Source organism: Williamsia muralis NBRC 105860 (genome assembly GCF_001598915.1).
GTDB lineage: Bacteria > Actinomycetota > Actinomycetes > Mycobacteriales > Mycobacteriaceae > Williamsia > Williamsia muralis.
Genome location: NZ_BDAP01000005.1, coordinates 28,145 through 51,149 on the forward strand (window position 1 = coordinate 28,145; position 23,005 = coordinate 51,149).

A 23,005-nucleotide genomic window follows, 5' to 3' on the forward strand; every position below is an offset into this window, starting at 1 on the left:
GGCAATGCTAGAGGCACCCACTGACAAGATACCGGCCCCAGCAAATCGCACCCCGGCCGAGCCGACTCTCAACCACTCATTTCGCCCCGCTGATCAGCGCGTATCCTGCGCGAGTCGCTTCGATGGCACCGACGGTTGGGTGTTGGCAACCGCGGGCCTCCGAACGCCCAGGGACAGCAGCGCAGCGACGACGCAGAGGCCGGATGCGACGTAGAACGCCATGTCGTAGCTGCCGTGCTGGTCGCGCAGATGGCCCGCGCCGAACGCCGCCACCGCAGCCCCCAGTTGATGCGCGGCGAACACCCAACCGAACACCACCGGTGTGCGGTCCGCGAAGTGGGTTCGGCACAGCGCGATGGTGGGCGGGACCGTCGCTACCCAGTCCAGACCGTAGAAGATGATGAACACCCATGTGCTCGGTTCGGCATGCGGAGACAGCAGCGCGGGCAGGGCGAGCAGTGACACTCCCCTTCCCACGTAATAGACGGCAAGCAGGATCCGAGCGTCCACACGGTCGGTGAGCCAGCCGGAGAAGATCGTGCCTGCGACGTCGAACACCCCGATGGTGGCGAGTAGACCTGCAGCGACCGTTGTCGGCATTCCATGGTCGTGCGCAGCCGGGATGAAGTGGGTGCCGATCAGTCCGTTTGTCGTCGCCCCACAGATCGCGAAACTCGCCGCGAGCAACCAGAACACCCGTGTACGCGCACCGATCACCAGCCCTTCCAGAGCCATGCGAAAACTGCCCGAGCGCGCGACGGGCGGTTGCGACGGCTGCTGCTCGATCGGCGCACCGTATGCGCTGATCCCCTTGTCGCTCGGATGGTTTCGCATGAAGACCACGATCAGCGGAACCACCGCCAAGGCAGCTGCCGCGACGATCAGGGCCGCCAACCGCCACCCGTATCGAGTGGTGACCAGGGCCACCAGCGGGAGGAAGATCAGCTGCCCCGTGGCGCTCGCAGCCGTCAGGACCCCGGTCACCAATCCGCGGCGTTCGACGAACCAGCGGGTGGCGACCGTGGCCACGAACCCCATCGAGATCGACCCGGTGCCGATACCCACCAGAACGCCCCAGAGCAGCAGCAGCTGCCACCCGGCGGTCATGAAGACGCTGAGAGCGGTGCCCAGTGCGATCAGGGTGAGTGCGCCGGCGAGGATCGGACGCACTCCGAAACGGTCCATCAGTGCCGCCGAGAACGGCGCGGTCAGACCGAACAATGTCATGTTGATCGACATCGCCAGACCCACCGTGCCGTGGGACCAGCCGAACTCCTGGTGCAACGGGTCCATCATCACGCTGGGAACCGACCGGAAGCCGGCCGCCGCAAGAAGCGCCACGAAGCTGACGGCGGCCACTGTCCACGCCCAGTGCAGACGGGGGCCGGAGCGGACGCGCGGGGTCTCGGCGATGGTCACCGGACAACTCTCGCTGTCGCCGATCGGCGCCGCCATTGGCATAGATGACAACATCTGTAAAAATGCTGCCATGGCTTCTCGCATCCCGACCCCTCATCGAATCGCTGTGCTGATGCTCGAGCCGGTGATCGGGTTCGATGCGACGATTCCGCCGATGGCGTTCGGGCAGGCCGCCGACGATGCGGGAAATCCGCTGTACGACGTCGAGTTGATCGGCCTGTCGACCGAGCCCGTGCGGACCCTGTCCGGGTTCGCGATGGTGCCCACCCGTGGTCCTGAAGCTCTCGACTCGGCGGACACGGTCGTGATCCCCGGGACCAGGCTGCACGAGGTCCGCTTCGGCGGCACCTGCCCCGCCGATCTGCGTCAAGCGCTGGAGCGCGTACGGACGGGCACCCGAATCGTGTCGATCTGTACCGGCGCCTTCGCGCTCGCGGCAGCAGGGCTTCTCGACGGCCGACCGGCGACCACCCACTGGGACAAGGCCGACGACCTGCGCCGGCTCTACCCGGCGGTGCACCTCGACGAGGACGTTCTGTTCGTCGACGACGGGGACGTTCTCACCTCGGCGGGCCTGGCGGCAGGAATCGACCTCTGTCTGCACATGATTCGCCGCGACCACGGTGCGCGGGTCGCGAACCGGGTGGCCAAGTACTGCGTGGTGCCACCATGGCGCGATGGCGGCCAGGCCCAATACATCGACGCTGCAGTACCCGACGTCGGCGACGCTTCTACATCGGCGGTGCGGGAGTGGGCTCGCCACAACCTGACCGAGCCACTCACCGTTGCCCAGCTCGCCCGTCAGTCCAACATGAGTGTGCGTACCTTCAACCGGCGGTTCCGCGAAGAAACCGGTGACACGCCTGCGGTCTGGGTCCGTAAACAGCGTGTGCACCACGCCCGCGAACTACTCGAGTCCCGCGACCTTCCGGTCGACGAGGTGGCCAGACTGTCGGGTCTGGCCAACGGGGCCAATCTCCGTCACCACCTCCGCAACCACCTGGGGACGTCCCCGACCCGTTATCGCCGGACCTTCCAGGGCCAGTGACCAAGTAAGGTCATGAGCCATGAGTGCAGCGGCCCCGATTTCCGACACATACACCGGTGACTTCAGTGAATCCGAAGTCCCTCAACGCAAATCGACGCCTCGGGCGACCATCGTCAAATTGTCGGTCGGTCCGATGGACAACAACGTCTACGTGATCACCTGCAAGCAAACCGGCAAGGCGCTGCTGATCGATGCTGCGAATGACGCGGACACGCTCGTCGAGCTGATCAGGAATCACGGCAACATCGAGCTGATCTTCACCACCCATTGGCACCCGGACCATTGGATCGCACTCGAAGAGGTGGTCAAGGCGACCGGTCTTCCCACCGCCGCAGGCCGAATCGACGCCGAGCCGATTCAGGTGAAGACAGACCGGCTGATCGACGAGGGCGACGTCATCGAGGTGGGTGAACTCCGCCTGGAGGCCATCCACCTGAAGGGTCACACCGACGGCTCCATCGCGCTGGTCCTCGAAGACGACGTCACCCACCTGTTCACCGGCGATTCGCTCTTCCCGGGTGGTGTCGGAAAGACACACCGCGACGGCGACTTCGAGATCCTGCTGAACGACGTGACGACCAAACTTTTCGACCGCTTCGATGACAGCTCTGTGGTCTACCCCGGGCACGGCCTCGACACCACGCTGGGGGCCGAGCGGCCTCACCTCGATGAGTGGCGCGAACGCGGCTGGTGATCAGGTGAGCAGTGTGTTCCACCGGGCCGCTACCACGACATCCTCGGACACCCTGGCCGCGACGAGACGAGCAAGCACCCTGGCTTCGTCGACTGTCAGATAACTGGGATTGGACATCATCGGCGCCCGCAGCTGCTCGCACCGGTCCAGACCCGGGGTGGCCTGCATCAACCCGCGCGGCACATGGTTGTCCGCACCGAGCCGTAAGCCCATGTAGTGGACCTTTCGTGGTTCGGGGACGCCGATCGAGTTCGACGGGTCCTCGCGGTTCTCGACCACCCAGCCCACTTCATAGACTCCGGGGTTCTTCGGACCGGTCACCCACAGGGCTATGAGGTCGCCGGGCGAGACCATCCGGCTCCTCCCCGACCGCGGACTCAGGCACCAGCTGTCTGAATGAAGGTTTGGGACAGGTCCCTGTGCCTCATCATCTGCAGCGATGGCCGCGAAGTAGTCGGTCCCGGTCACCGGGTTGCACTTCACCACCCAGCAGCCGACATCCCCGTGTTCGATGGGCACCACTCACCTCCGTTCGGTCGGCAGATGTCTACCCAATGCGAGGGACCATCACACGGGCCCTGGTTGATCTATAGGGTCAACAGAGTCCATCCGTTAAGCAGGTTCTGTCGGACCACCTGGCGAGAGGAAGGTTTCACGCATGACTTTCCCGGGGACAGGTCCATGTAACAAGTGTCTTGAGGAGGCCCTTCTATGCTCATCCGCCGCATTGCCCGTCCCATGCTCGCGACCGCGTTCATCGCAACTGGGATCGACGCGATCCGACGCCCGGAACAGCTAGCCGAAACCGCGCAGCCGTTCGTCGACAAAGCAAAAACCCAGCTCCCGCCGCAGGCCGCCGACCTGATCCCGGCTGACGCGCAGGTGGTTGTCCGTATCAACGGCGCCGTCCACATCATCGGTGGCCTGGCACTGGCGACCGGCAAGTTCCCGCGGCTCGCTTCGCTGACCCTTGCCGGCGTTGTCATCCCCACCACGCTGGCCGGAAACGACTTCTGGAACGAGACCGACCCGCACGAGCGGGCCGAGCAGCAAGCGCATTTCATCAAGAACGTGGGACTGCTCGGCGGGCTGCTGATCGCAACCGTCGACACCGAAGGCAAGCCGTCGCTGGCATGGCGCGGACGCAAGGCCGCGGCGATCGCCAGTGACAAGGTCAGTGCAGTACTGCCTACCGCCGCTGCGAGCGCTTCGACCGCAGGCGTCCTGGCCGATCGTGCGTCGCACATCGCCGAGGTCGTCGGCGAGCGAACAGGCGATCTGGCCGAGGTGGCCTCCGACCGCGGCGGCAAGTTCGCCGAGGTCGCGTCTGAGCGGGCTGCCGAACTGGCACAGAAGGCGTCGCAGCGGGCGGCCGTCCTGGCCGATGTCGCAGGCGAACGCGGCAGCGAGATCGTCGACGTGGCGTCCAAGCGTGGCGCAGTTCTCGCCGGGGTCGCTTCTGAGCGTGCCGGGGAGCTCGCGGCCAAGGCCACCACACAGAGCGCGAAGCTCGCCGAGGTCGCCACCGAGCGCACAGCGTCGCTCAGCAAGGCCGCTGCGAAGAAGCAGGCCAAGCTGAGCAAGCAGGCCGGCAAGAAGCAGGCGAAATTGGGTAAGACCGCCGCCAAGCAGCAGGCCAAGCTGACCAAGCAGCAGACCAAGTTCGCCAAGCAGGCCCTCACCAACGGAGCCAAGGCGAAGAGCGCTGCTGCCGATCGTCGCGCCGAGCTCGCCGCGTCTGCATCACAGACGTTGGCTGCCACCAATGGGTACGCAGAGAAGACGCTCGCGACCGCTCGTGACCGGGCACCCGAGCTTGCCGAATCGGCCCGCGTCTACGCCGCACAGCTCGCCGAGCGTGCAGCCGACGAAGGCGTCAAGCTGTCAGCCCAGGCACGCAAGCAGGCCAAGAAAGCGCAGTAGGTTCGTCCGTTCGACCGCTTGATTCCTGAGACGCGGGCAGCAGCCCACAAACGCAGTCAGTCCAGAAGACTGCGAGCTGCTGCCCGCGCACTCATCGGATCTGCCGTTTGCGATACCGCGTCTGCTGCTCGACGGCACTGATCCAAAGTCACCGTCGCCAGCTTGGCACCGACGCCCGCAACTGCCGACGCTGCCGCCGACAGCGATGTGATCCCGAAACCGACCAGCACGCAGGCGAGCAGCGGATCCGCCGCTGCTTCCCCACACACCCCCACCGGCTTGTTCACGGCGGCGCCGGCGACTGCCGTGCGCGCCAACAGTGACAGGACAGCGGGCTGCCAGGGATCGGTGAGCTCGGCGAGGTCGGCCGACATCCGGTCGGCTGCCATCGTGTACTGCGCGAGATCGTTGGTTCCCACCGACAGGAAGTCGACGTGGTCGAGGATCCGTTCGGCGAGCAACGCCGCTGCCGGGACCTCGATCATCACTCCGGGGACAAGCCCGCGTTCACGGACTTTCGCGGCGAACGACTCAGCTTCGGCAGCCGTCGAGATCATGGGCGCCATCACCCACGGGCGTGAAACCCCTTCGGCCGCAGCAGCAATCGCGTCCAGTTGCCGATCGAGAATGCCACTGTCACGGGCTGCGATCCGGATGCCACGTACCCCCAGAGCCGGATTGGCCTCATGTGGGTGTTCGGCGAATCGCAACGGCTTGTCCGACCCGGCATCGAGTGTGCGAACGACGACCTTTGCGTCCGGGAAGGCATCGAGCACTTCGCGATAGATCGCAGATTGCTCGGCGACCGTCGGTTCGGTCTCTCGGTCGAGGAAGCACAGTTCGGTCCGGAACAGCCCGATCCCACCTGCTGAGGTCTCCGCGGCCACCCGCGCCCCGGCGCCGTCTTGTACGTTCGCGAGGACGTCGACTCGATGACCGTCGGCTGTCGCCCCGGGCCCGGTCCACGCGGCTGTGCGCTCGGCAATCAACCGGTACTGCGCCACTGCTTCGGATGCCGCGGCCGCATCGGGTGACACGGTGATCTCGCCTTCGGCGCCGTCGAGCAGGACCGAACTCCCCGCTGCGACCTCGTCGAGGCCGGTGACCGCCACGACGCAAGGGATTCCCAGCTGGCGCGCGATGATCGCGGTATGGCTGGTCGGGCCACCGAGCGAGGTCGCCAGCCCGATGACCATTGCCGGGTCGAGGCCCGCTGTATCTGCGGGCGCCAGGTCCTCCGCGAAAAGGATCGACGGAACGTCCGGTTCCGGAACCCCCGGTTCGGGAGCCCCGATCAGCTCGGCCAGCACGCGGTCACGGACATCGCGGAGATCGGTCACGCGCTCGGCCATCAGGCCGCCGAGTTTGGTGAACATGGCCACGAACTGTTCTGTGGCCGCGGCTGTCGCTGCAGTGGCGGAATTGCCGGCCGCGATGAGCTTTTCGGCTGCACCCAGCCAGCCCCGGTCCGTTGCCATGGCCGCGTTGGCGGCGAGCACTTCGGAGGCCGCTCCGCTCGACACCGCGGCCCGTGCCTGCAGTCGCGACGCAACAGCTTTGGTGCCCTCGCGGAACGCCTGCAGCTCGCGGTCGCGGTCCGCCGGGTCGATCACGGTGTCGTCGAGCGGCGGCGCGACGCGTGGACCCGGAACGATCACCGGACCCGCCACCACGCCTGGTACCACCGGCGTTCCGTGCAACACCCTTCGCGGGCTTCCGATCAGCGTTGACTTCGTCATCCGTCCTCCTCTGACAAGTCTGCGGGCTTTCGTGTCTACGTCACCAACCCGACTCGATGTGATTCAGATTACTCAAAATCCTTGACAAAGCAATACGATCGGGCATAAAACAACATAAAGCAACACCAACTAGCAACGTAACCCACATGGAGGGCAGATGTACGCAGAGGAGCGGCAGCAGGCCATGGCCGCGCTGATCGCGCAGAAAGGCCGCATGTCGGTCGCTGATCTGTCCGATCTGTACGGCGTGACGACCGAGACGGTGCGTCGCGATCTGGCGGCCCTCGACAGGCTCGGGGTGATCCGACGGGTCCATGGTGGCGCAGTACCCGCATCCGCGCTCACAGCCATCGAGGTCGGCACCGCCGAACGCGAGCACAGTCGATCCGGAGAGAAGGACCGAATCGGCAAGGCGGCCGTGGACCAGCTACCCCCGGTCGGCGGCAGCATCCTGCTCGACGCCGGGACGACCACGGCCCGAGTTGCTGCTCACCTCCCCGCCGACATGGACCTCGTCATCGTCACCAACTCCATCCCGGTCGCGGCCCGAGTGGGAGGCCTCGGTGGGTCACGCCTGCATCTGCTCGGCGGACGTGTCCGCGGGATCACCCAGGCAGTGGTCGGTGACGACGCGCTGCGAACCCTGGCGTCGATGCGGATCGACGTCGCCTTCGTCGGGACCAACGGACTCAGTCTGCGCCACGGTCTGTCCACTCCCGACAGCGATGAGGCCGCGATCAAACGGGCGATGGTCACCAGCGCGCACCGTGTCGTGGTGGTTGCTGATTCGTCAAAGGTCGGCCGAGAAGACCTGATCAGTTTCGCCCCCATCGACAGGGTCGACGTCCTCATCACCGACAGCGCCCTGCGCGAGTCGGATCGCGCCGAACTGCTTGCACACGACGTCGAGGTGGTGACGGCATGATCGTCACCCTCACCGCAAATCCGAGCATCGACCGCACGATCAATCTGACCGGGCCACTCCAGCGCGGCGCAGTACATCGCGCATCGGCAGCGACCTCCCATCCCGGAGGCAAGGGCGTCAATGTCTCCCGCGTCGTCACGGCTGCAGGCAAGCGTTCGATCGCGGTGTTGCCCGGCAACCCCGGTGAGCCGATCCTGCTGGCATTGGACGAGGCAGGAATCGACCACCGCGGTATCTCGCACCCAGGAACAGCCCGGGTCAACCTCACGGTCACCGAACCCGACGGCACGACAACAAAGATCAACGAGCCAGGGGCAGCCCTGCCACCGGAAACGCTGGCAGCCCTGACGGCTTGCCTGCAGGATCTCGCAGGCTCGGCCGTGTGGGTCGTGTTGTCCGGGTCGTTACCCCCTGGTGTTCCGGCCGATTGGTACGCCGACCTCGTCACCGCGCTCCGCGTCGGGCCGACCCAGATCGCAGTGGACACCTCCGATGAACCGCTGCTCGCCCTCGCGGCCCGGTTCCCCTCGGCCGCACCGGATCTCATCAAACCGAACGCAACAGAACTCGGTCAGCTCACCGGGCTGGACGGCGCCGAGCTCGAACTCGCCGCCGAGCACGGGGACCCGTTGCCGACCGCCCGGGCCGCGAGATCGCTGATCGAGGCCGGCGGCCCGCGTGCCGTGCTGGCAACTCTGGGCGCCGCAGGAGCCGTTCTCGTCAACGACGAAGGCGCCTGGCACGCAACAACTCCCCCGATCGCGCCGCGCAGCACGGTCGGAGCCGGCGATTCGTCGCTGGCCGGATATCTACTCGCCGATCTGCAAAATGCCGGACCGGCCGACCGCCTCGCCTGGGCGGTCTCGTATGGCAGCGCCGCAGCAGCGCTACCGGGAACGGCTTTGCCGAGTCCTCACCACACCCAGCCCGGCGCCGTGACCGTCACCGCGCTCAACCCGGTCATCGGCAACCACTGATCCCGGCTCCACCACCCCCTAAGGAATAGTCATGTCCCACCCGACGATCCGAGCCGGTTCCGCACCGGCGATCATCAGCCCGGAACTGATCGCGCTCGACGCCGATCTGGGCACCACCAAAGATGCTGTCATCGACGCGCTGGCACACCGGCTCGCAGCAGATGGCCGCACGTCCGACGTGGATGCGCTCAAAGCCGCTGCCCTCGCACGTGAGTCCCAGTCGGCCACCGGCCTGCCGGGCGGCATCGCCATCCCACATTGCCGGGATGCGTCGATCGCCACCGCATCTCTCGGTTTCGCCCGCCTGTCGCCGAAAGTCGACTTCGGCGCGCCGGACGGCCCTGCCGACCTCGTGTTCCTGATCGCCGCACCCGAAGGCGCCGGTTCCGAACACATGAAGCTGCTGTCCAGTCTTGCGCGCGCACTGGTCAAGCCGGCATTCGTGGCGTCGCTGCGAGCAGCAGCCACTCCCAACGACGTGGTCGCCCTTGTGGAGGAGGTACTCGCGCCCGCCACGCCGCCGGGTCCGTCCCCGTCGACCGTCTCGACCCCAGCCGCTTCGGCGGCCACCACCGACCCTGCCGACACGAAGCCGACCGACACCGACAGCTCCGACGTCCCGAACAAGACCCTCGTCGCGGTGACGGCGTGCCCGACCGGCATCGCGCACACCTATATGGCGGCCGACTCCCTTGTGGCCGCGGGCGAGCGGGCCGGCGTGACCGTGCATGTCGAGACGCAGGGTTCGAGTGGCAGCACTCCCCTCGCGGCCCAGATCATCGCCGATGCGGGGGCCGTCATCTTCGCCACGGACGTCGGCGTGAAAGGCCGTGAGCGATTCGCGGGCAAGCCAGTGGTGGCGTCCGGGGTGAAGCGGGCGATCAATGAGCCGGACGCCATGGTCACCGAGGCGCTGCGAGCCAGCCTCGATCCGTCAGCGGCCAAGGTGGCAGGTGACGCGGCCGCCGGCAACGACGGCGCATCCGCGACCACCGGTATCGGTTGGGGTACACGCCTACGGCAGATCCTGCTGACCGGCGTGAGCTACATGATCCCGTTCGTCGCCGCCGGAGGTCTGCTCATCGCGTTGGGCTTCTTGCTCGCGGGCTACGAGATCACCGACACCGCCGAGAAGATCACTCTCGACAACTCTCTGACACAACTGCCTGATGGTGGACTGAAGACCTACCTCGGCGCGGTGCTCTTCCAACTCGGATCGCTCGCGTTCAGCTTCCTGGTCCCGGCGCTCGCCGGGTACATCGCCTTCGCGATAGCCGACAGGCCCGGACTGGCACCCGGCTTCACCGCCGGTGCGGTCGCAGTATTCGTCGGTGCGGGATTCATCGGTGGCCTCGTCGGTGGCCTGATCGCGGGCTTCGCCGCTCTGTGGATCGGCCGGATCGGGGTACCCCACTGGGCTCGCGGATTGATGCCCGTGGTGGTCATCCCGCTCTTCGCCTCTCTGATCGTCGGTGTCCTGATGTTCGTGGTACTCGGCAAGCCCCTCGCAGCGATCACCGACGGGTTGACCGACTGGCTCAACGGGCTCTCCGGTTCCTCGGCCATCCTGCTCGGGATCATCCTCGGTCTGATGATGTGCTTCGACCTCGGCGGCCCGGTCAACAAGGCCGCGTACGCGTTCGCCGTGGCAGGCCTGTCGGTCACCGATGACGCGTCGCTCAAGATCATGGCCGCTGTGATGGCTGCCGGCATGGTGCCACCGCTGGCGATGGCATTGGCCTCGACGGTTCGGCCCGGCTTGTTCACCGAAGCAGAACGGGAGAACGGCAAGGCGGCATGGCTCTTGGGTGCCTCGTTCATCTCCGAGGGCGCAATCCCGTTTGCGGCAGCCGACCCGCTGCGTGTCATCCCCTCGATGATGGCCGGCGGAGCAGTCACCGGCGGACTGATCATGGCCACCGGTGCCACGTTGAGCGCGCCGCACGGCGGCATCTTCGTGTCGTTCGCGATCGGTGGAATCGGATGGTTCTTCCTGTCGCTGGCCATCGGCACCGCGGTCTCAGCCGCGTGCGTCGTCGGAGCCAAGCAGCTGATCAAGCCGCGTAAGCCACAGGCGGCGAAGTCGAAGGTTCTCGCCACCGCCTGATCCACCGGATATCAGAACTCACGAAACCAATTGTCAACAAAGGAGAAATCATGCCCAGCACCAACGTCCCAGTCGGTTCGTCCGTCGGCCTGCACGCCCGCCCCGCCGCGGTCATCGCCGAAGCAGTAGCCGAAGCCGGTGTCCCGGTGACTCTTTCGGTCGCGGGCGGCGAACCGGTGGATGCCGGATCGGCCCTGCTCATCATGACCCTCGGCGCCACCGCCGGCACCGAGGTCACCGTCGAGAGCGAAGACCAGGCTGCCCTGGACACCATTGCCAAACTGGTGGCATCCGACCTCGACGCCTGATCGGCGGGCGGTGCACTCGACTCTCGATTCGCCGCCCGACCGCCCGACCCGGTTGCGACGGCCGGTGCGGCCCCCTCGATGATGGACATCTGACGACGCGGTGGTCCGGGAACGATCTCCCGGGCCACCGCGTTATCCTTTGGCACTATTTTTGCTCCACCACAACGAGGAGGAACGTGTTCGAGGCTGAACAGCGTCATCTCGACCGGGTGTACGGCCGATTGGACCGGATGCGCCGCAACACCCAGTCGCGGTTGGCGTCTGCCCTCCGCGATACCGGCGGAACGCCGCAGGCCCGGTCCGAGCGTGAGTCCTACGAGCGCCTCTACACCGATGATCTGACGAAGTTCGATGCCGCCGAACACAACCTCTACTTCGGTCGTCTCGATCTCGAGACCGGGGAGGTTCGCCGTATCGGCCGTATCGGCATCCTGGACGACGACGAGCAGGACAGCACCCTGCTCCTCGACTGGCGCGCACCGATGAGCCGGCCGTTCTACCTGGCCACCCCAGCCTCTCCAGAGGGCGTGCAAGTCCGTCGCCACATCCGAACCCGCAACCGCAAGATCACCGCCGTCAACGACGAGCGGCTCGACATGACCGAACTCGAGGATGCCGACACCACCGGTCACGGCGACGTGGTGAACGAATCCGCCCTGATCAACGCCTTGAATGCCGCCCGCACCGGGCACATGACCGACATCGTCGAGACCATCCAGCGTGAGCAGGACGAGATCATCCGTGCCTCGCACCGCGGCGTCCTGGTGGTGCAGGGCGGACCGGGAACCGGGAAGACGGCGGTGGCCCTGCACCGTGCGGCGTATCTGCTCTACACCTACCGCGACACCCTCGCGCGCAGCGGTGTGCTCATCGTGGGCCCCAACACCACCTTCTTGAACTACATCGGCCAGGTGCTCCCCTCCCTCGGCGAGAGCGGCGTATTGCTGTCCACCGTCGGCGACCTCTACCCGGGCGTACGGGCATCGTTGACCGACAACCCCGTCGCCACCACTCTCAAAGGCGACCCCGCGATCGTCGATGTACTGCGGCAGGCCGTACGTGATCGGCAGGAATTGCCGAAGTCCCCAATCGAGCTGAGGTTCGACGGCTACCCACTCACGATCAGCAGCAAGGTGATCCAGCGCGCCAGGGGTCGGGCACGATCGTCTCGGCGCCCACACAATCACGCTCGATCGGTCTTCCTGCGGTCGGCGTTCGACTCGCTGGCGCAGCAGCACGCCGAGCGGATCGGCGCAAGCCTGATCGACGGATCGCAGTTGCTGAGCAACATGGACATCGCCGACATCCGCGACGAGATGCGGGCCGACCCCGACATCAATGCCGCCCTGGCGCACTTCTGGCCGCAGCTCTCACCACAGGTGGTGCTGGCGGACCTGTTGACCTCACCCGAACGGATTGCCTCTGCAACCCCGACATGGTCCGACAGCGAGCGTCAATCCATCCTGCGAACGCAGCGCGGCGGATTCAGCGCGGCCGACGCGCCGTTGCTCGACGAGCTCGCGGAGATCATCGGCGTCGACGACGACGGTGACGAAGAACGTGAGCGAGCCCAGTGGCGACAGAAGCTGTCCGAGGCACAGGACGCGCTCGACATCCTGACCGGTTCGGCACCGCAAGACCTCGAAGACGAGCTCGACCCCGAGATCTTGATGGCCTACGACCTGATCGACGCCGAGCAGCTCGCTGCGCGACAGACCACCAGGGTTGCCCTGACAACCGCCGAGCGCGCCTACAACGACCGGACGTGGGCCTTCGGTCACGTGATCGTCGACGAGGCCCAGGAATTGTCGGCAATGGCCTGGCGAATGATCATGCGCCGCATACCCAACCGCTGGATGACGGTCATCGGCGACACTGCGCAGACCGGAGATCCGGCGGGCACCACGTCATGGGACGAAGTTCTCAGTCCCTACGTGGCACGGCGCTGGCGTAAGTACGACCTGACAGTGAATTACCGGACGCCCAGCGAGATCATGGCGGTGGCTGCCCCGATCCTCGAACGCATCGACCCCGACATGGCCGCCCCGAACTCGATCCGGTCGAGCGGCAAGGCCCCGACGTTCGAGCGGACGTCGGTCGACGACCTTCCGGCCACCGCGGCCAAACTGGCCACGGCATCACTCGACGGCATAGCAGCGATCATTGCGCCGGACGGACTGGTCGACCAGATCCGGGCGGTGACCGGAGAGATCGAGAACTCACCCGAACTGTCGGTACTGACCGTGGCGCAGTGCAAGGGATTGGAGTTCGACCGCACAGTGGTGGTCGAACCGGCCATGATCGTCGGCCAGTCGGCACGCGGGTGGGGCGACCTCTACGTGGCGCTGACCCGGGCAACTCAGCAGTTGGCGATCGTGCACAACGCCGAGTTGCCCGAACCGCTCCGGGCGCCTGCTCAGACCGTGTGAACGATCAGGACGTCACACTTCGACTTGCGCGCAACGTCAGCGGGCACCGAACCCAGCAGTCGTCCTGCAATCGAGTTCAGACCCTTGTTACCGACGACAAGCAGATCGGCCTTGCTGTCGGCAACAAGGTTCAGCAGTGCGTCGACAGGTGATCCGACCACGGGCCGGGTGGAGATGTTGCCGCCCCCGGCGTTGGCCGCACGCTCGCGCGCTGTTCGCAGGATCTCTTCGGTGGGCGCAGATCCGTGGACCTGGTACGCCTCTTCCTTGAGCACATCCGAGACTGCGGAAACGTCACGATCGTCGGTCGGAAAGTAGGCGCAAGCGATGATCAGTTGCGCTTTGTCACCACTGATCGCGCCTGCCCGCTCAACCGCCTTCATCGACGATTCAGAACCATCGGTTCCCACAACGACGGTCTGGTATGCGCTCATCCATCCTCCATCAATGTTCTGTGTAGATCACGGGCGCCGACGATTGTCCGTGCCCCTGCCACCCCGGGCGGCATCTTCCGTGGAGAGGGTATCCCGTAACGGCCGTTCGATTACGTGGTATCGGCCGACGGGACCGTCAGACGTACCGTTGACCAGGCAGAACAGCACATCGTCATGACGATCACAGTCGGCCGGGTTCAGCGGATTCCGGCTGCATCCATGCCACGCAGCTCCTTCTTGAGGTCCGCGATCTCGTCTCGCAATCGGCCCGCAAGCTCGAACTGCAGATCCCGAGCCGCATTCATCATCTGGTCCGTGAGTGCAGCGATGAGGTCGGCGAGCTCGGCACGAGGCATGGCCGAGACGTCGCGCGAGTCGAGGACACCCGAAGACGACGACGACCGGCCGGGCTCGCCCTGGGCCCTGCGACCGCGACTCGAGTTGCGCCCCGACCCGCCGATCGCGACGGCGTTGTCCTCGGCTTCCTCGTACACCTGGTCGAGGATGTCGGCGATCTTCTTACGCAGCGGCTGCGGGTCGACGCCCATCTTCTTGTTGTAGGCGATCTGCTTCTCGCGACGGCGGTCGGTTTCGTCGATGGCGTTGCGCATCGAGTCGGTGATCTTGTCGGCGTACATGTGAACTTCACCGGACACGTTTCGCGCCGCACGCCCGATCGTCTGGATGAGGCTGGTGGTGCTGCGCAGGAACCCTTCCTTGTCGGCGTCGAGGATGGCCACGAGCGACACCTCGGGAAGGTCGAGCCCCTCGCGGAGCAGGTTGATACCGACCAGGACGTCGTATTCACCGGTGCGCAGCTGCCGGAGGAGTTCCACCCGGCGAAGGGTGTCGACCTCCGAGTGGAGATACCGCACCCGGATGCCCAGCTCCAGCAGGTAGTCGGTGAGGTCCTCGGACATCTTCTTGGTCAGTGTGGTCACCAAGACGCGTTCGTCCTTGTCGGTGCGCAGCTTGATCTCGTGCACCAGGTCGTCGATCTGGCCCTTGGTGGGTTTGACCACCACCTGCGGATCGACGAGACCGGTAGGCCGGATCACCTGTTCGACGAACTCACCGTTTGCCTGGCCCAGCTCATACGGGCCGGGCGTGGCCGACAGGTACACCGTCTGCCCGATCCGGTCGACGAACTCACTCCACGTGAGTGGCCGGTTGTCCACGGCTGATGGCAGACGGAAACCGAAATCCACCAGGTTGCGTTTACGCGACATGTCCCCCTCGTACATGGCGCCGATCTGCGGAACCGTGACATGCGACTCGTCGATGACAAGCAGGAAGTCCTCGGGGAAGTAGTCGATGAGCGTTGCCGGTGCGGTACCCGGACCGCGACCGTCGATGTGCCGCGAGTAGTTCTCGATGCCCGAACAGAACCCGACCTGCCGCATCATCTCGACGTCGTAGTTGGTGCGCATCCGCAGGCGCTGTGCCTCGAGCAGCTTGCCCTTGCCCTCGAGTTCGGCGAGCCGCTCCTCGAGTTCGGCCTCGATGGAGGCGATGGCCCGCTCCATCCGGTCGGGCCCCGCGACGTAGTGCGTGGCCGGGAAGATGCGGAGGTTCTTGACCTGACGCACGACGTCACCGGTCAAGGGATGCAGGTAGTACAAGGCCTCGATCTCGTCGCCGAAGAACTCGATCCTCACCGCCAATTCCTCATACGAGGGGATGATCTCGACGGTGTCGCCGCGGACCCGGAAGCTGCCGCGGGTGAAACTCACGTCGTTGCGGGTGTACTGCACGTCGACGAGCAGCCGCAGCAGCGCATCCCGGTCGACCTCCTGGCCGACGTCCAGATGAACCGAACGGTCGAGATACGACTGCGGGGTACCGAGTCCGTAGATGCACGACACCGAGGCCACCACCACAACGTCCCGCCGCGACAGCAAGTTGAACGTGGCCGAGTGCCGCAACCGCTCGACATCGTCGTTGATCGAGGAGTCCTTCTCGATGTAGGTGTCGGTCTGAGCGATGTACGCCTCGGGCTGGTAGTAGTCGTAGTACGAGACGAAGTACTCGACTGCGTTGTGCGGCAACATGTCTCGCAGCTCGTTGGCAAGCTGAGCGGCAAGCGTCTTGTTGGGTGCCATCACCAGGGTCGGGCGTTGTACCTTCTCGATCAGCCAGGCCGTGGTCGCGGATTTACCGGTACCGGTGGCACCGAGCAGCACCACATCTTTCTCTCCAGCGCGCAGACGCCGCTCGAGTTCTTTGATCGCGGTCGGCTGGTCACCGGCCGGCTTGTGGTCACTGACCACCTGAAAAGGTGCGTGTGACCGCTCGATCTCCCCGACCGGCCGGAATTCCGAGTGCGCAACGACCGGATGTTCTGCTGCAAAAGCCATGTATCCAGAGTAAACGCGACGTCCGACAAGCGGCGCCCGCCGAATGCGCCGTGCGCGAACACAGGAGACGCACCGGCTCGGCGTCGATCTCGTCGCACCGCGGTGGGTTAGCGTGCTGCATGGCCGCGTTGCATCCACCCAAACACGAGGTCTTCGACGTCGCGGCGGGCACGAACACCGATCCGAAAGGCTTCCGGCGGCAGGTGGACACCTACCGGACCACCGATTTCGGGCTCTACATGGACCGCCCCGCCGACCACGCCGAGTTCCACCGCCTGCAGTCCTGGTTGCTTCCCGGCTTCGGTCTACGCGTCAGCATCTTCCATTACCGAGCCGGTTTCGAACGTGACCAGCGGCTCTACATCGACGTCGGGATGTTCACCGGTCCCGACGCACACGGCCGCTGGCATTCCGAGGACTGGTACCTCGACCTGATCGACCGACCCGGACGGCCACTCGAGCTCGAGGACGTCGACGAGCTGTTCGACGCGCACGCGGCGTGGCTGTTGCCCCACGACCGGGCCGAGGCGGCAGTCCGCATCGCTGCACGCACGATGGCTGGTGCCGCCGAACACAACCATGACGTCGAGTCCTGGCTGGCAGCGCAAGGCGCCGAACTGAGCTGGGACTGACGCGGGAAGCCCGGGTCATTCAGGTCGGGGCAATCAGCTCGGTGGCAGCTCAGCTCGGGGTGGTCAGACGGATGGTGACCGCGCGGCCGGGATCGGCGTTGGCGTGCAGTCCAGGCGTCAGCGCCGGGAAACCCCCGTCGGCGAGGGCATCGTCGAGATCGGCCGGATCGACATCCGGGGCGAGCTGCACTTCGAAGTCGAGAACGTCGGCGGCTCTTTCCCCGGCGGATGCCGTTGGTCCGACATGGGTGACGCCCACGATCTTCTCCGCACCCAGAAGACGTAGCCGATTGCTCAACCGGGTGGCCTGGAGCGACCATTCCGGGCGGTGATCCACCAGGTTCTCCGGCCGCCGGGCGCACGTCCGGCTGCGCACGTTGCGTTCGTAGGGAACAAGTCTCTCGTCCCACAGATGGTGGGCCAGGGCCGCCAGATCGTCGGGGGCACCACTGTTGTCGAGCCAGACGTCGGCGACGGCGCGGCGGTCCGCCTCGGAGGCCTGCGCCTTGATCCGCGCCCGGGCATCGGCTTCGGGCATACCGCGCTGGCCGGTCAACCGCGCCACCCTGTCCTCTTCGTCGGCATGGACGATGACCACGAGATGGAAGAAGGGAGCGCTGCCGTTCTCGACCAGTAGAGGTATGTCCTGGACCACCACGGCGTCATCCGGGGCAGCCTCGAGGAGCTCGAACGCGCGGGCACCGACCAAGGGATGCGTGATGGCGTTGAGCTTTTTGCGTTGTTCGTCATCGACAAAGGCCTTGGCGGCCAAGGCTGCCCGGTCAAGACTCCCGTCCGCCGCCAGGATGTCGTCTCCGAAGGCCGCGACCAGCTGGGACAGTCCGTCGGTGCCGGGAGCCACCACCTCGCGCGCGATCACGTCGGCGTCGATGATGTATGCGCCGCGATCGACGAGAGTGCGCGCCACCGTTGACTTGCCGGCTCCGATACCGCCGGTCAGACCTACTCGAATCACGTGGTCAGTGTCACAGATCGGCGAGTGCGCATGCGCAGCAGGGTTGCGATCTGTGGCGCCGGCGGATCGTGGTCGAGTCCATCAGGTCCTTGTTCGACGAGCGTGTCACGTATCGGAGCCGAACCATCAAGCGGTGGCGGTCACGTCGATATCAGCCACTGACACCCGACAACTCGTTCGGGGTGTTGTCCAGCTGGGTCTCCGCGATCTTGGTTCCGTTGGTGAGGTCGACCGCCACCAGCTTGTTGGCACTCGGATCGGTCACGTAGGCCACCGAATCCATGACAAAGAGCGTCGGGCGCGGGTCTTGCCACTCGACAGGTTCGGTCCAGTCCCCCACGGCTTCGATCTTTCGCGTGACCGCGGCGGTCTGCGGGTCGATCACGTGGATGTCTCCGTCGGTTCCGAGCACGAGCGCCTCGCCGTTGGGGCCGCGACCCAGTGAACGGAAGCTGTAGCTGGTGCCGAGTTCCACCAATTTCAGCTCACCTGACTCGGTGTTGGTCAGGGTGACCCGAGTGGGCCGTTCGAGCTCGGCATCTTTGTCCACCTTGTAGTCACCCAGTACCACCGGTGACGATTCCGACCCGGCCTGATTTCCGATTCGGCCGTAGGGATCAGGGCTGGTGACCTTCCGAATGTCGTTGCCTCGCACGACAAGCAGGCCATCCTGGCATCCGAAAGCGAGTGTTCCGTCGGCGGCCATCGCCTCACCGTGGACGCCTTGGCACTGGTCGTTGGTGGCCAGCACCGCGTTGTCCGGTCCCAGGATCTGGATGCCGTTACGCGACTCCTCGGTGCCGACAGTGGTCACCAACGTGCCGTCTTCACGGGCGACCGCAACACCGTGATGCGGAGGAACCTGGTGCTTTTCCGACTCGGCGTTGCCGCGGGAAAGCTCCGCGGGGGGTACGACGTCGATCTCGCCGGTGCCGTCAGAGAACAAGGTGATCCGGCCATCGTGCGGCACCACGTGGCCCGGCTCTTCGCCGCCGAACTTCAGGTCCGTCATCGCCGGCGGAGCAGTGTAGTAATGGCCGTGGTCGCCGTGCTGGCGCGTCCACGTTCCCATGTCGAAGACGGTGAAACCGTCTGACTGCGAGACGAACAGGTGCCGTCCGTCATCGGCCGGGTTGAGGCGGATGAAACCTTCGGTCTCCACCTCACCCACCGGTTCGAGCGACTCGGCATCGAGTACCTCGATGCCGTTCTCGTGTGTGTATGCCAACCGAGGTGTGGCCGATTGTTGTTCGACGGCAGACGAGGCCGCCACCGAACTCTGGGTTGAAGTCGAATCACTGGAACCGCCATCACTTCCACATGCGGCAAGCAAGCCAACCGCCGAGAGGAGCGACACGATCTGTAGAGCACGAGTAGATTTCACGATTTGATGATCCTTGGTAATGATAATCATTGTCAAAACGCGATACGTGCATGTGCAGACACAAAAAAGCCCCCGGCCAGAAAGGCCGGGGGCGTTCTTGTCAGTGCTCTATCAGGCGTTGCCGGACAGCTTCTCGCGCAGAGCAGCGAGCTGCTCGTCGCTGGCAAGCGATCCACCACTCTTCGGCGCCGACGACGAGGAGGAGGACGTCGCGGATGCGGCGTCACCACCGACCTTGTCAGCGGAATCCGACGAGTAGTCGGTCGGAGCGTTGGCAGCGGCCTCGGCGGCAGCGGCGAACTTCTCCATCTGAGCGGTGTGCATCTTGTGACGACGCTCGGCCTCGGCGTAGCGCGACTCCCACGCTTCCCGCTGCTTCTCGAAACCTTCGAGCCATTCGTTGGTCTCGGAGTCGAAGCCCTCGGGGAAGATGTAGTTGCCCTGCTCGTCGTAGCTGTCGGCCATGCCGTACTTCGACGGGTCGAACTCTTCGGTGTAGTCTTCGTTGGCCTGCTTGAGGCTCAACGAGATCCGGCGACGTTCGAGGTCGATGTCGATGACCTTGACCATCGCGTCGTCGCCGACTGCGACAACCTGATCCGGCACCTCGACGTGGCGCTCGGCCAGCTCCGAGATGTGGACGAGGCCTTCGATGCCCTCTTCGACGCGCACGAACGCACCGAACGGAACCAGCTTGGTGACCTTACCCGGCACGATCTGCCCGATGGCATGCGTGCGGGCGAACTGACGCCACGGATCTTCCTGAGTTGCCTTGAGCGACAACGAGACACGCTCGCGGTCGAGATCGACGTCGAGAACCTCGACGGTGACCTCGTCGCCCACAGCGACAACCTCGGACGGATGATCGATGTGCTTCCAAGACAGCTCGGAGACGTGCACCAGGCCGTCGACGCCGCCGAGATCGACGAATGCGCCGAAGTTGACGATCGAGGACACGACGCCCTTGCGGACCTGGCCCTTCTGGAGCTGGTGCAGGAACTCGCTGCGCACCTCGGACTGCGTCTGCTCCAGCCACGCGCGGCGCGACAGGACGACGTTGTTCCGGTTCTTGTCCAGCTCGATGATCTTGGCTTCGATCTCCTTGCCGATGTACGGCTGCAGATCGCGCACGCGACGCATCTCCACCAGCGATGCGGGGAGGAATCCGCGCAGACCGATGTCCAGGATCAGGCCGCCCTTGACGACCTCGATGACGGTGCCCTTGACGGCCTCGTCCTTTTCCTTGAGCTCTTCGATGGTGCCCCACGCACGCTCGTACTGAGCGCGCTTCTTGGACAGGATCAACCGACCCTCTTTGTCCTCCTTGGTGAGGACGAGTGCTTCCACCTCATCGCCGACGCTGACAACCTCGCTGGGGTCGACGTCGTGCTTGATGGACAGTTCGCGGGACGGGATCACTCCCTCGGTCTTGTAACCGATGTCGAGCAGCACTTCGTCGCGGTCAACCTTGACGATGGTGCCCTCGACGATGTCGCCATCATTGAAGTACTTGATAGTGGCATCGATGGCGGCAAGAAAATCCTCAGCCGAGCCGATATCGTTAACGGCTACTTGTGGTGAGGTAATGGTCGTGGACGGCATATGTTAGATGGCTCCGGACAGGTTGGGTTGTAGGGACAGTAATGCGGGATCAACAGTGGCCACAGATGAGTGACCGGCATGAAGAACCACGCGGGCTCAGGCACGCGCGTGTCTGAGGATACGCCAGGCCCGCTGGGCTGGGCAAATACCCCGAAACCACAACCCCTGATGCGCACCAGAATCGACTCGCGAACCAGCGTATCGGCGAATCGCCGCTGGTGGGACGCCGATGCGGAGAATTACCACGAGGCGCACGGGGCTTTCCTCGGTGCCGAAAGCGCCGACGGAGACTTCGTCTGGTGCCCCGAAGGGCTGCGCGAAGAGGACGTCCGACTACTCGGGGAGGTCGCCGACCGCGACGTCCTCGAGGTGGGTTGTGGTTCTGCGCCGTGCAGTCGTTGGCTTGCCGCGCAGGGCGCGCGGGTCATCGGCCTGGACCTCTCCCGGGAGATGTTGCGGCGCGGGCAGGTGGCCATGGCCCGGGGCGGTCCACAGCCAGGACTCGTCCAAGCCGGCGCCGAGCAACTGCCGTTTGCCGACAATGTCTTCGACATCGTCTGCTCGGCGTTCGGCGCCGTCCCGTTCGTGGCCGATTCGGCCGGGGTGATGGCGGAGGTAGCGCGGGTGCTCAAACCGGGTGGCCGGTGGGTGTTCTCGGTCAACCACCCGATGCGGTGGGCCTTTCCGGACGACCCAGGGCCTGCCGGCCTGACCGTGATGCTCCCCTATTTCGACCGGACCCCGTATGTCGAGACCGAGAGCGATGGCACCGTCAGTTACGTCGAGCACCATCGGACGTTGGGCGACCGCATCCGGGAGATCCGCGACGCCGGCCTGCTTCTCGTCGATCTGATCGAGCCGGAGTGGCCGGAGGGTTTCGACCAGGAGTGGGGCCAGTGGAGTCCGCTGCGTGGTCACTACTTCCCGGGCACCGCGATCTTCTGCTGCACCAAACCCGCTTAGAAGCGGTCCAGGACGGCGGCCGTGAACTCCTCGGTGGTGGCCGCCCCTCCGAGGTCAGGAGTACTGAGACCACCGGCGATCACGGACTCGACCGCATCGCGAATCGCGCCCGCCGCACCGGCCGCTGCGCCGTCCCCGGTTCGCGCGGCCTGCCAGTCCAGCAGCAGCGCCGCCGAGCCGATGATGCCCACCGGGTTGGCCAGGCCTCGTCCGGCGATGTCGGGGGCAGCCCCGTGCGCGGCCTGCGCCATCGCCTTGTCGGCCGAGCTGTTCACCGACGCGGCGGTACCGAGCGAACCGGCCAGCTCCGCGGCGAGGTCGGACAGGATGTCGCCGAAGAGGTTCTCGGTGACCACCACATCGAACTCGTGTCCTCGACGGACCAGGTGCGCAGCCATGGCATCGACATGTTGCTCGTCGACCTCGACCTCCGGGTACTGCCTGCCGACGTCACGGCACACGTCCCGGAACAATCCGGTTGTCATTGTCAGCACATTCGCCTTGTGCACGATGGTCACCCGTTTTCGACGGGTCATCGCGAGTTCAAACGCGGACACCGCAATTCGTGTCGACGCCTCTCGGGTGACCACCCCGACCGCCAACGCCACATCCGGTGTCGGCATGAACTCCCCCGTGCCCCGCGCCATGTTTCGGTCTGCGTACAGCCCTTCGCTGTTTTCGCGCACGATGATCAGATCCATCCGCGGGTTCACCGCCGGTATGCCCGAATAAGCCTTTGCCGGACGGATGTTGGCGAACAGGTCGAAGCGTTTGCGGATGACCGCGCCTGGCGTCAATCCGGTGCGGTGCTCCGGCGGATACCCCGCCGAATCGTGCGGCCCGAGTATCCACATCTCCAATTCGTCCAGGGCAGCCAGCGTTTTCTGCGGGATCGCATCCCCGTACGACTCGATGGCGGCGCGTCCGATGTCGAGCGGTACCCACTCGACTGCGCGACCGGCGGCACCGACCGCCGCTTCCACGATCCGGGCCGCTGCAGGCACCACTTCCGGCCCGATTCCGTCGCCGTCGATCAGACCGATCCGATACGGGTGTGTCATGGCACCGATGCTCCCAGACCGGACTGC

Annotated in this window: 19 protein-coding genes; 10 read left to right on the forward strand and 9 right to left on the reverse strand. The window is 65.4% G+C overall.

All coding sequences use genetic code 11. From position 1 onward, the window contains the following. Positions 1 to 93: 93 nt before the first annotated feature. Positions 94 to 1,461, reverse strand: a complete 1,368-nt coding sequence (locus WIMU1_RS18120) for an MFS transporter (RefSeq protein ID WP_084248373.1) — start codon at positions 1,459 to 1,461, stop codon at positions 94 to 96. 28 nt (positions 1,462 to 1,489) lie between these two features. Here WIMU1_RS18120 and WIMU1_RS18125 point away from each other — a divergent pair, with 28 nt between their 5' ends. Beyond that, positions 1,490 to 2,467 (forward strand): GlxA family transcriptional regulator, encoded by a 978-nt coding sequence (locus tag WIMU1_RS18125; RefSeq protein ID WP_062799305.1) that lies wholly within the window; start codon positions 1,490 to 1,492, stop codon positions 2,465 to 2,467. Positions 2,468 to 2,486: 19 nt separating this feature from the next. Next, the gene (locus WIMU1_RS18130; protein ID WP_062799307.1) at positions 2,487 to 3,161 is read left to right on the forward strand and encodes an MBL fold metallo-hydrolase; all 675 of its coding nucleotides are present in this window, start codon (positions 2,487 to 2,489) and stop codon (positions 3,159 to 3,161) included. On the opposite strand, the gene WIMU1_RS18135 is transcribed toward WIMU1_RS18130, so the two are convergent. Then, a complete protein-coding gene (locus WIMU1_RS18135; protein ID WP_147431383.1) occupies positions 3,162 to 3,515 on the reverse strand; it encodes a hypothetical protein in 354 nt (117 codons plus the stop codon). It lies immediately after the preceding gene. 357 nt (positions 3,516 to 3,872) lie between these two features. Here WIMU1_RS18135 and WIMU1_RS26710 point away from each other — a divergent pair, with 357 nt between their 5' ends. After that, positions 3,873 to 5,084, forward strand: coding sequence for a DoxX family protein (locus WIMU1_RS26710; RefSeq protein WP_084248374.1), 1,212 nt, complete (start codon positions 3,873 to 3,875; stop codon positions 5,082 to 5,084). A gap of 56 nt (positions 5,085 to 5,140) precedes the next feature. Here the strand turns inward: WIMU1_RS26710 and WIMU1_RS18145 are convergent, their stop codons facing one another. After that, positions 5,141 to 6,823 (reverse strand): phosphoenolpyruvate--protein phosphotransferase, encoded by a 1,683-nt coding sequence (locus WIMU1_RS18145; RefSeq protein WP_062799310.1) that lies wholly within the window; start codon positions 6,821 to 6,823, stop codon positions 5,141 to 5,143. A 157-nt stretch (positions 6,824 to 6,980) separates the two neighbouring features. On the opposite strand from WIMU1_RS18145, the gene WIMU1_RS18150 reads away from it, so the two are divergent. The 5 genes from WIMU1_RS18150 (at position 6,981) to WIMU1_RS18170 (ending at position 13,569) form a co-directional block, all read left to right on the forward strand. Continuing rightward, positions 6,981 to 7,748 carry a DeoR/GlpR family DNA-binding transcription regulator gene (locus WIMU1_RS18150; protein ID WP_030173170.1) on the forward strand — a complete coding sequence of 256 codons (768 nt, stop codon included), beginning with the start codon at positions 6,981 to 6,983 and terminating at the stop codon, positions 7,746 to 7,748. Next, positions 7,745 to 8,725 carry a 1-phosphofructokinase family hexose kinase gene (locus tag WIMU1_RS18155; protein WP_062799312.1) on the forward strand — a complete coding sequence of 327 codons (981 nt, stop codon included), beginning with the start codon at positions 7,745 to 7,747 and terminating at the stop codon, positions 8,723 to 8,725. The genes WIMU1_RS18150 and WIMU1_RS18155 overlap by 4 nt, the downstream gene beginning before the upstream one ends. Before the next feature lie 31 nt (positions 8,726 to 8,756). Beyond that, a complete protein-coding gene (locus WIMU1_RS18160; RefSeq protein WP_062799314.1) occupies positions 8,757 to 10,832 on the forward strand; it encodes a PTS fructose transporter subunit IIABC in 2,076 nt (691 codons plus the stop codon). Between the two features lie 50 nt (positions 10,833 to 10,882). Beyond that, positions 10,883 to 11,140, forward strand: coding sequence for an HPr family phosphocarrier protein (locus tag WIMU1_RS18165; RefSeq protein WP_023960713.1), 258 nt, complete (start codon positions 10,883 to 10,885; stop codon positions 11,138 to 11,140). A gap of 176 nt (positions 11,141 to 11,316) precedes the next feature. Beyond that, the gene (locus tag WIMU1_RS18170; protein WP_062799316.1) at positions 11,317 to 13,569 is read left to right on the forward strand and encodes a HelD family protein; all 2,253 of its coding nucleotides are present in this window, start codon (positions 11,317 to 11,319) and stop codon (positions 13,567 to 13,569) included. On the opposite strand, the gene WIMU1_RS18175 is transcribed toward WIMU1_RS18170, so the two are convergent. Continuing rightward, positions 13,557 to 14,003, reverse strand: a complete 447-nt coding sequence (locus WIMU1_RS18175) for a universal stress protein (protein ID WP_023960716.1) — start codon at positions 14,001 to 14,003, stop codon at positions 13,557 to 13,559. The genes WIMU1_RS18170 and WIMU1_RS18175 overlap by 13 nt on opposite strands. 197 nt (positions 14,004 to 14,200) lie before the next feature. Next, positions 14,201 to 16,360 carry an excinuclease ABC subunit UvrB gene (gene uvrB, locus WIMU1_RS18180; RefSeq protein WP_023960718.1) on the reverse strand — a complete coding sequence of 720 codons (2,160 nt, stop codon included), beginning with the start codon at positions 16,358 to 16,360 and terminating at the stop codon, positions 14,201 to 14,203. A 119-nt stretch (positions 16,361 to 16,479) separates the two neighbouring features. Between uvrB and WIMU1_RS18185 the strand changes: the two genes are divergently transcribed. Further along, the gene (locus tag WIMU1_RS18185) at positions 16,480 to 16,992 is read left to right on the forward strand and encodes a ribonuclease FAU-1 family protein (protein ID WP_062799318.1); all 513 of its coding nucleotides are present in this window, start codon (positions 16,480 to 16,482) and stop codon (positions 16,990 to 16,992) included. A gap of 49 nt (positions 16,993 to 17,041) precedes the next feature. Here WIMU1_RS18185 and coaE read toward each other — a convergent pair whose 3' ends face one another. The 3 genes from coaE to rpsA form a co-directional block, all read right to left on the reverse strand. Beyond that, positions 17,042 to 17,968, reverse strand: coding sequence for a dephospho-CoA kinase (coaE, locus tag WIMU1_RS18190; RefSeq protein ID WP_062799319.1), 927 nt, complete (start codon positions 17,966 to 17,968; stop codon positions 17,042 to 17,044). Positions 17,969 to 18,119: 151 nt separating this feature from the next. After that, the gene (gene aztD / locus WIMU1_RS18195; RefSeq protein WP_062799320.1) at positions 18,120 to 19,382 is read right to left on the reverse strand and encodes a zinc metallochaperone AztD; all 1,263 of its coding nucleotides are present in this window, start codon (positions 19,380 to 19,382) and stop codon (positions 18,120 to 18,122) included. Between the two features lie 81 nt (positions 19,383 to 19,463). Further along, a complete protein-coding gene (gene rpsA / locus WIMU1_RS18200; protein ID WP_023960724.1) occupies positions 19,464 to 20,954 on the reverse strand; it encodes a 30S ribosomal protein S1 in 1,491 nt (496 codons plus the stop codon). Positions 20,955 to 21,122: 168 nt separating this feature from the next. On the opposite strand from rpsA, the gene WIMU1_RS18205 reads away from it, so the two are divergent. Continuing rightward, the gene (locus WIMU1_RS18205; RefSeq protein ID WP_062799321.1) at positions 21,123 to 21,917 is read left to right on the forward strand and encodes a class I SAM-dependent methyltransferase; all 795 of its coding nucleotides are present in this window, start codon (positions 21,123 to 21,125) and stop codon (positions 21,915 to 21,917) included. Here the strand turns inward: WIMU1_RS18205 and WIMU1_RS18210 are convergent. Continuing rightward, complete coding sequence (locus WIMU1_RS18210) at positions 21,914 to 22,978, reverse strand: isocitrate/isopropylmalate dehydrogenase family protein (RefSeq protein ID WP_062799322.1); 1,065 nt, start codon at positions 22,976 to 22,978, stop codon at positions 21,914 to 21,916. The genes WIMU1_RS18205 and WIMU1_RS18210 overlap by 4 nt on opposite strands. Positions 22,979 to 23,005 lie beyond the last annotated feature (27 nt).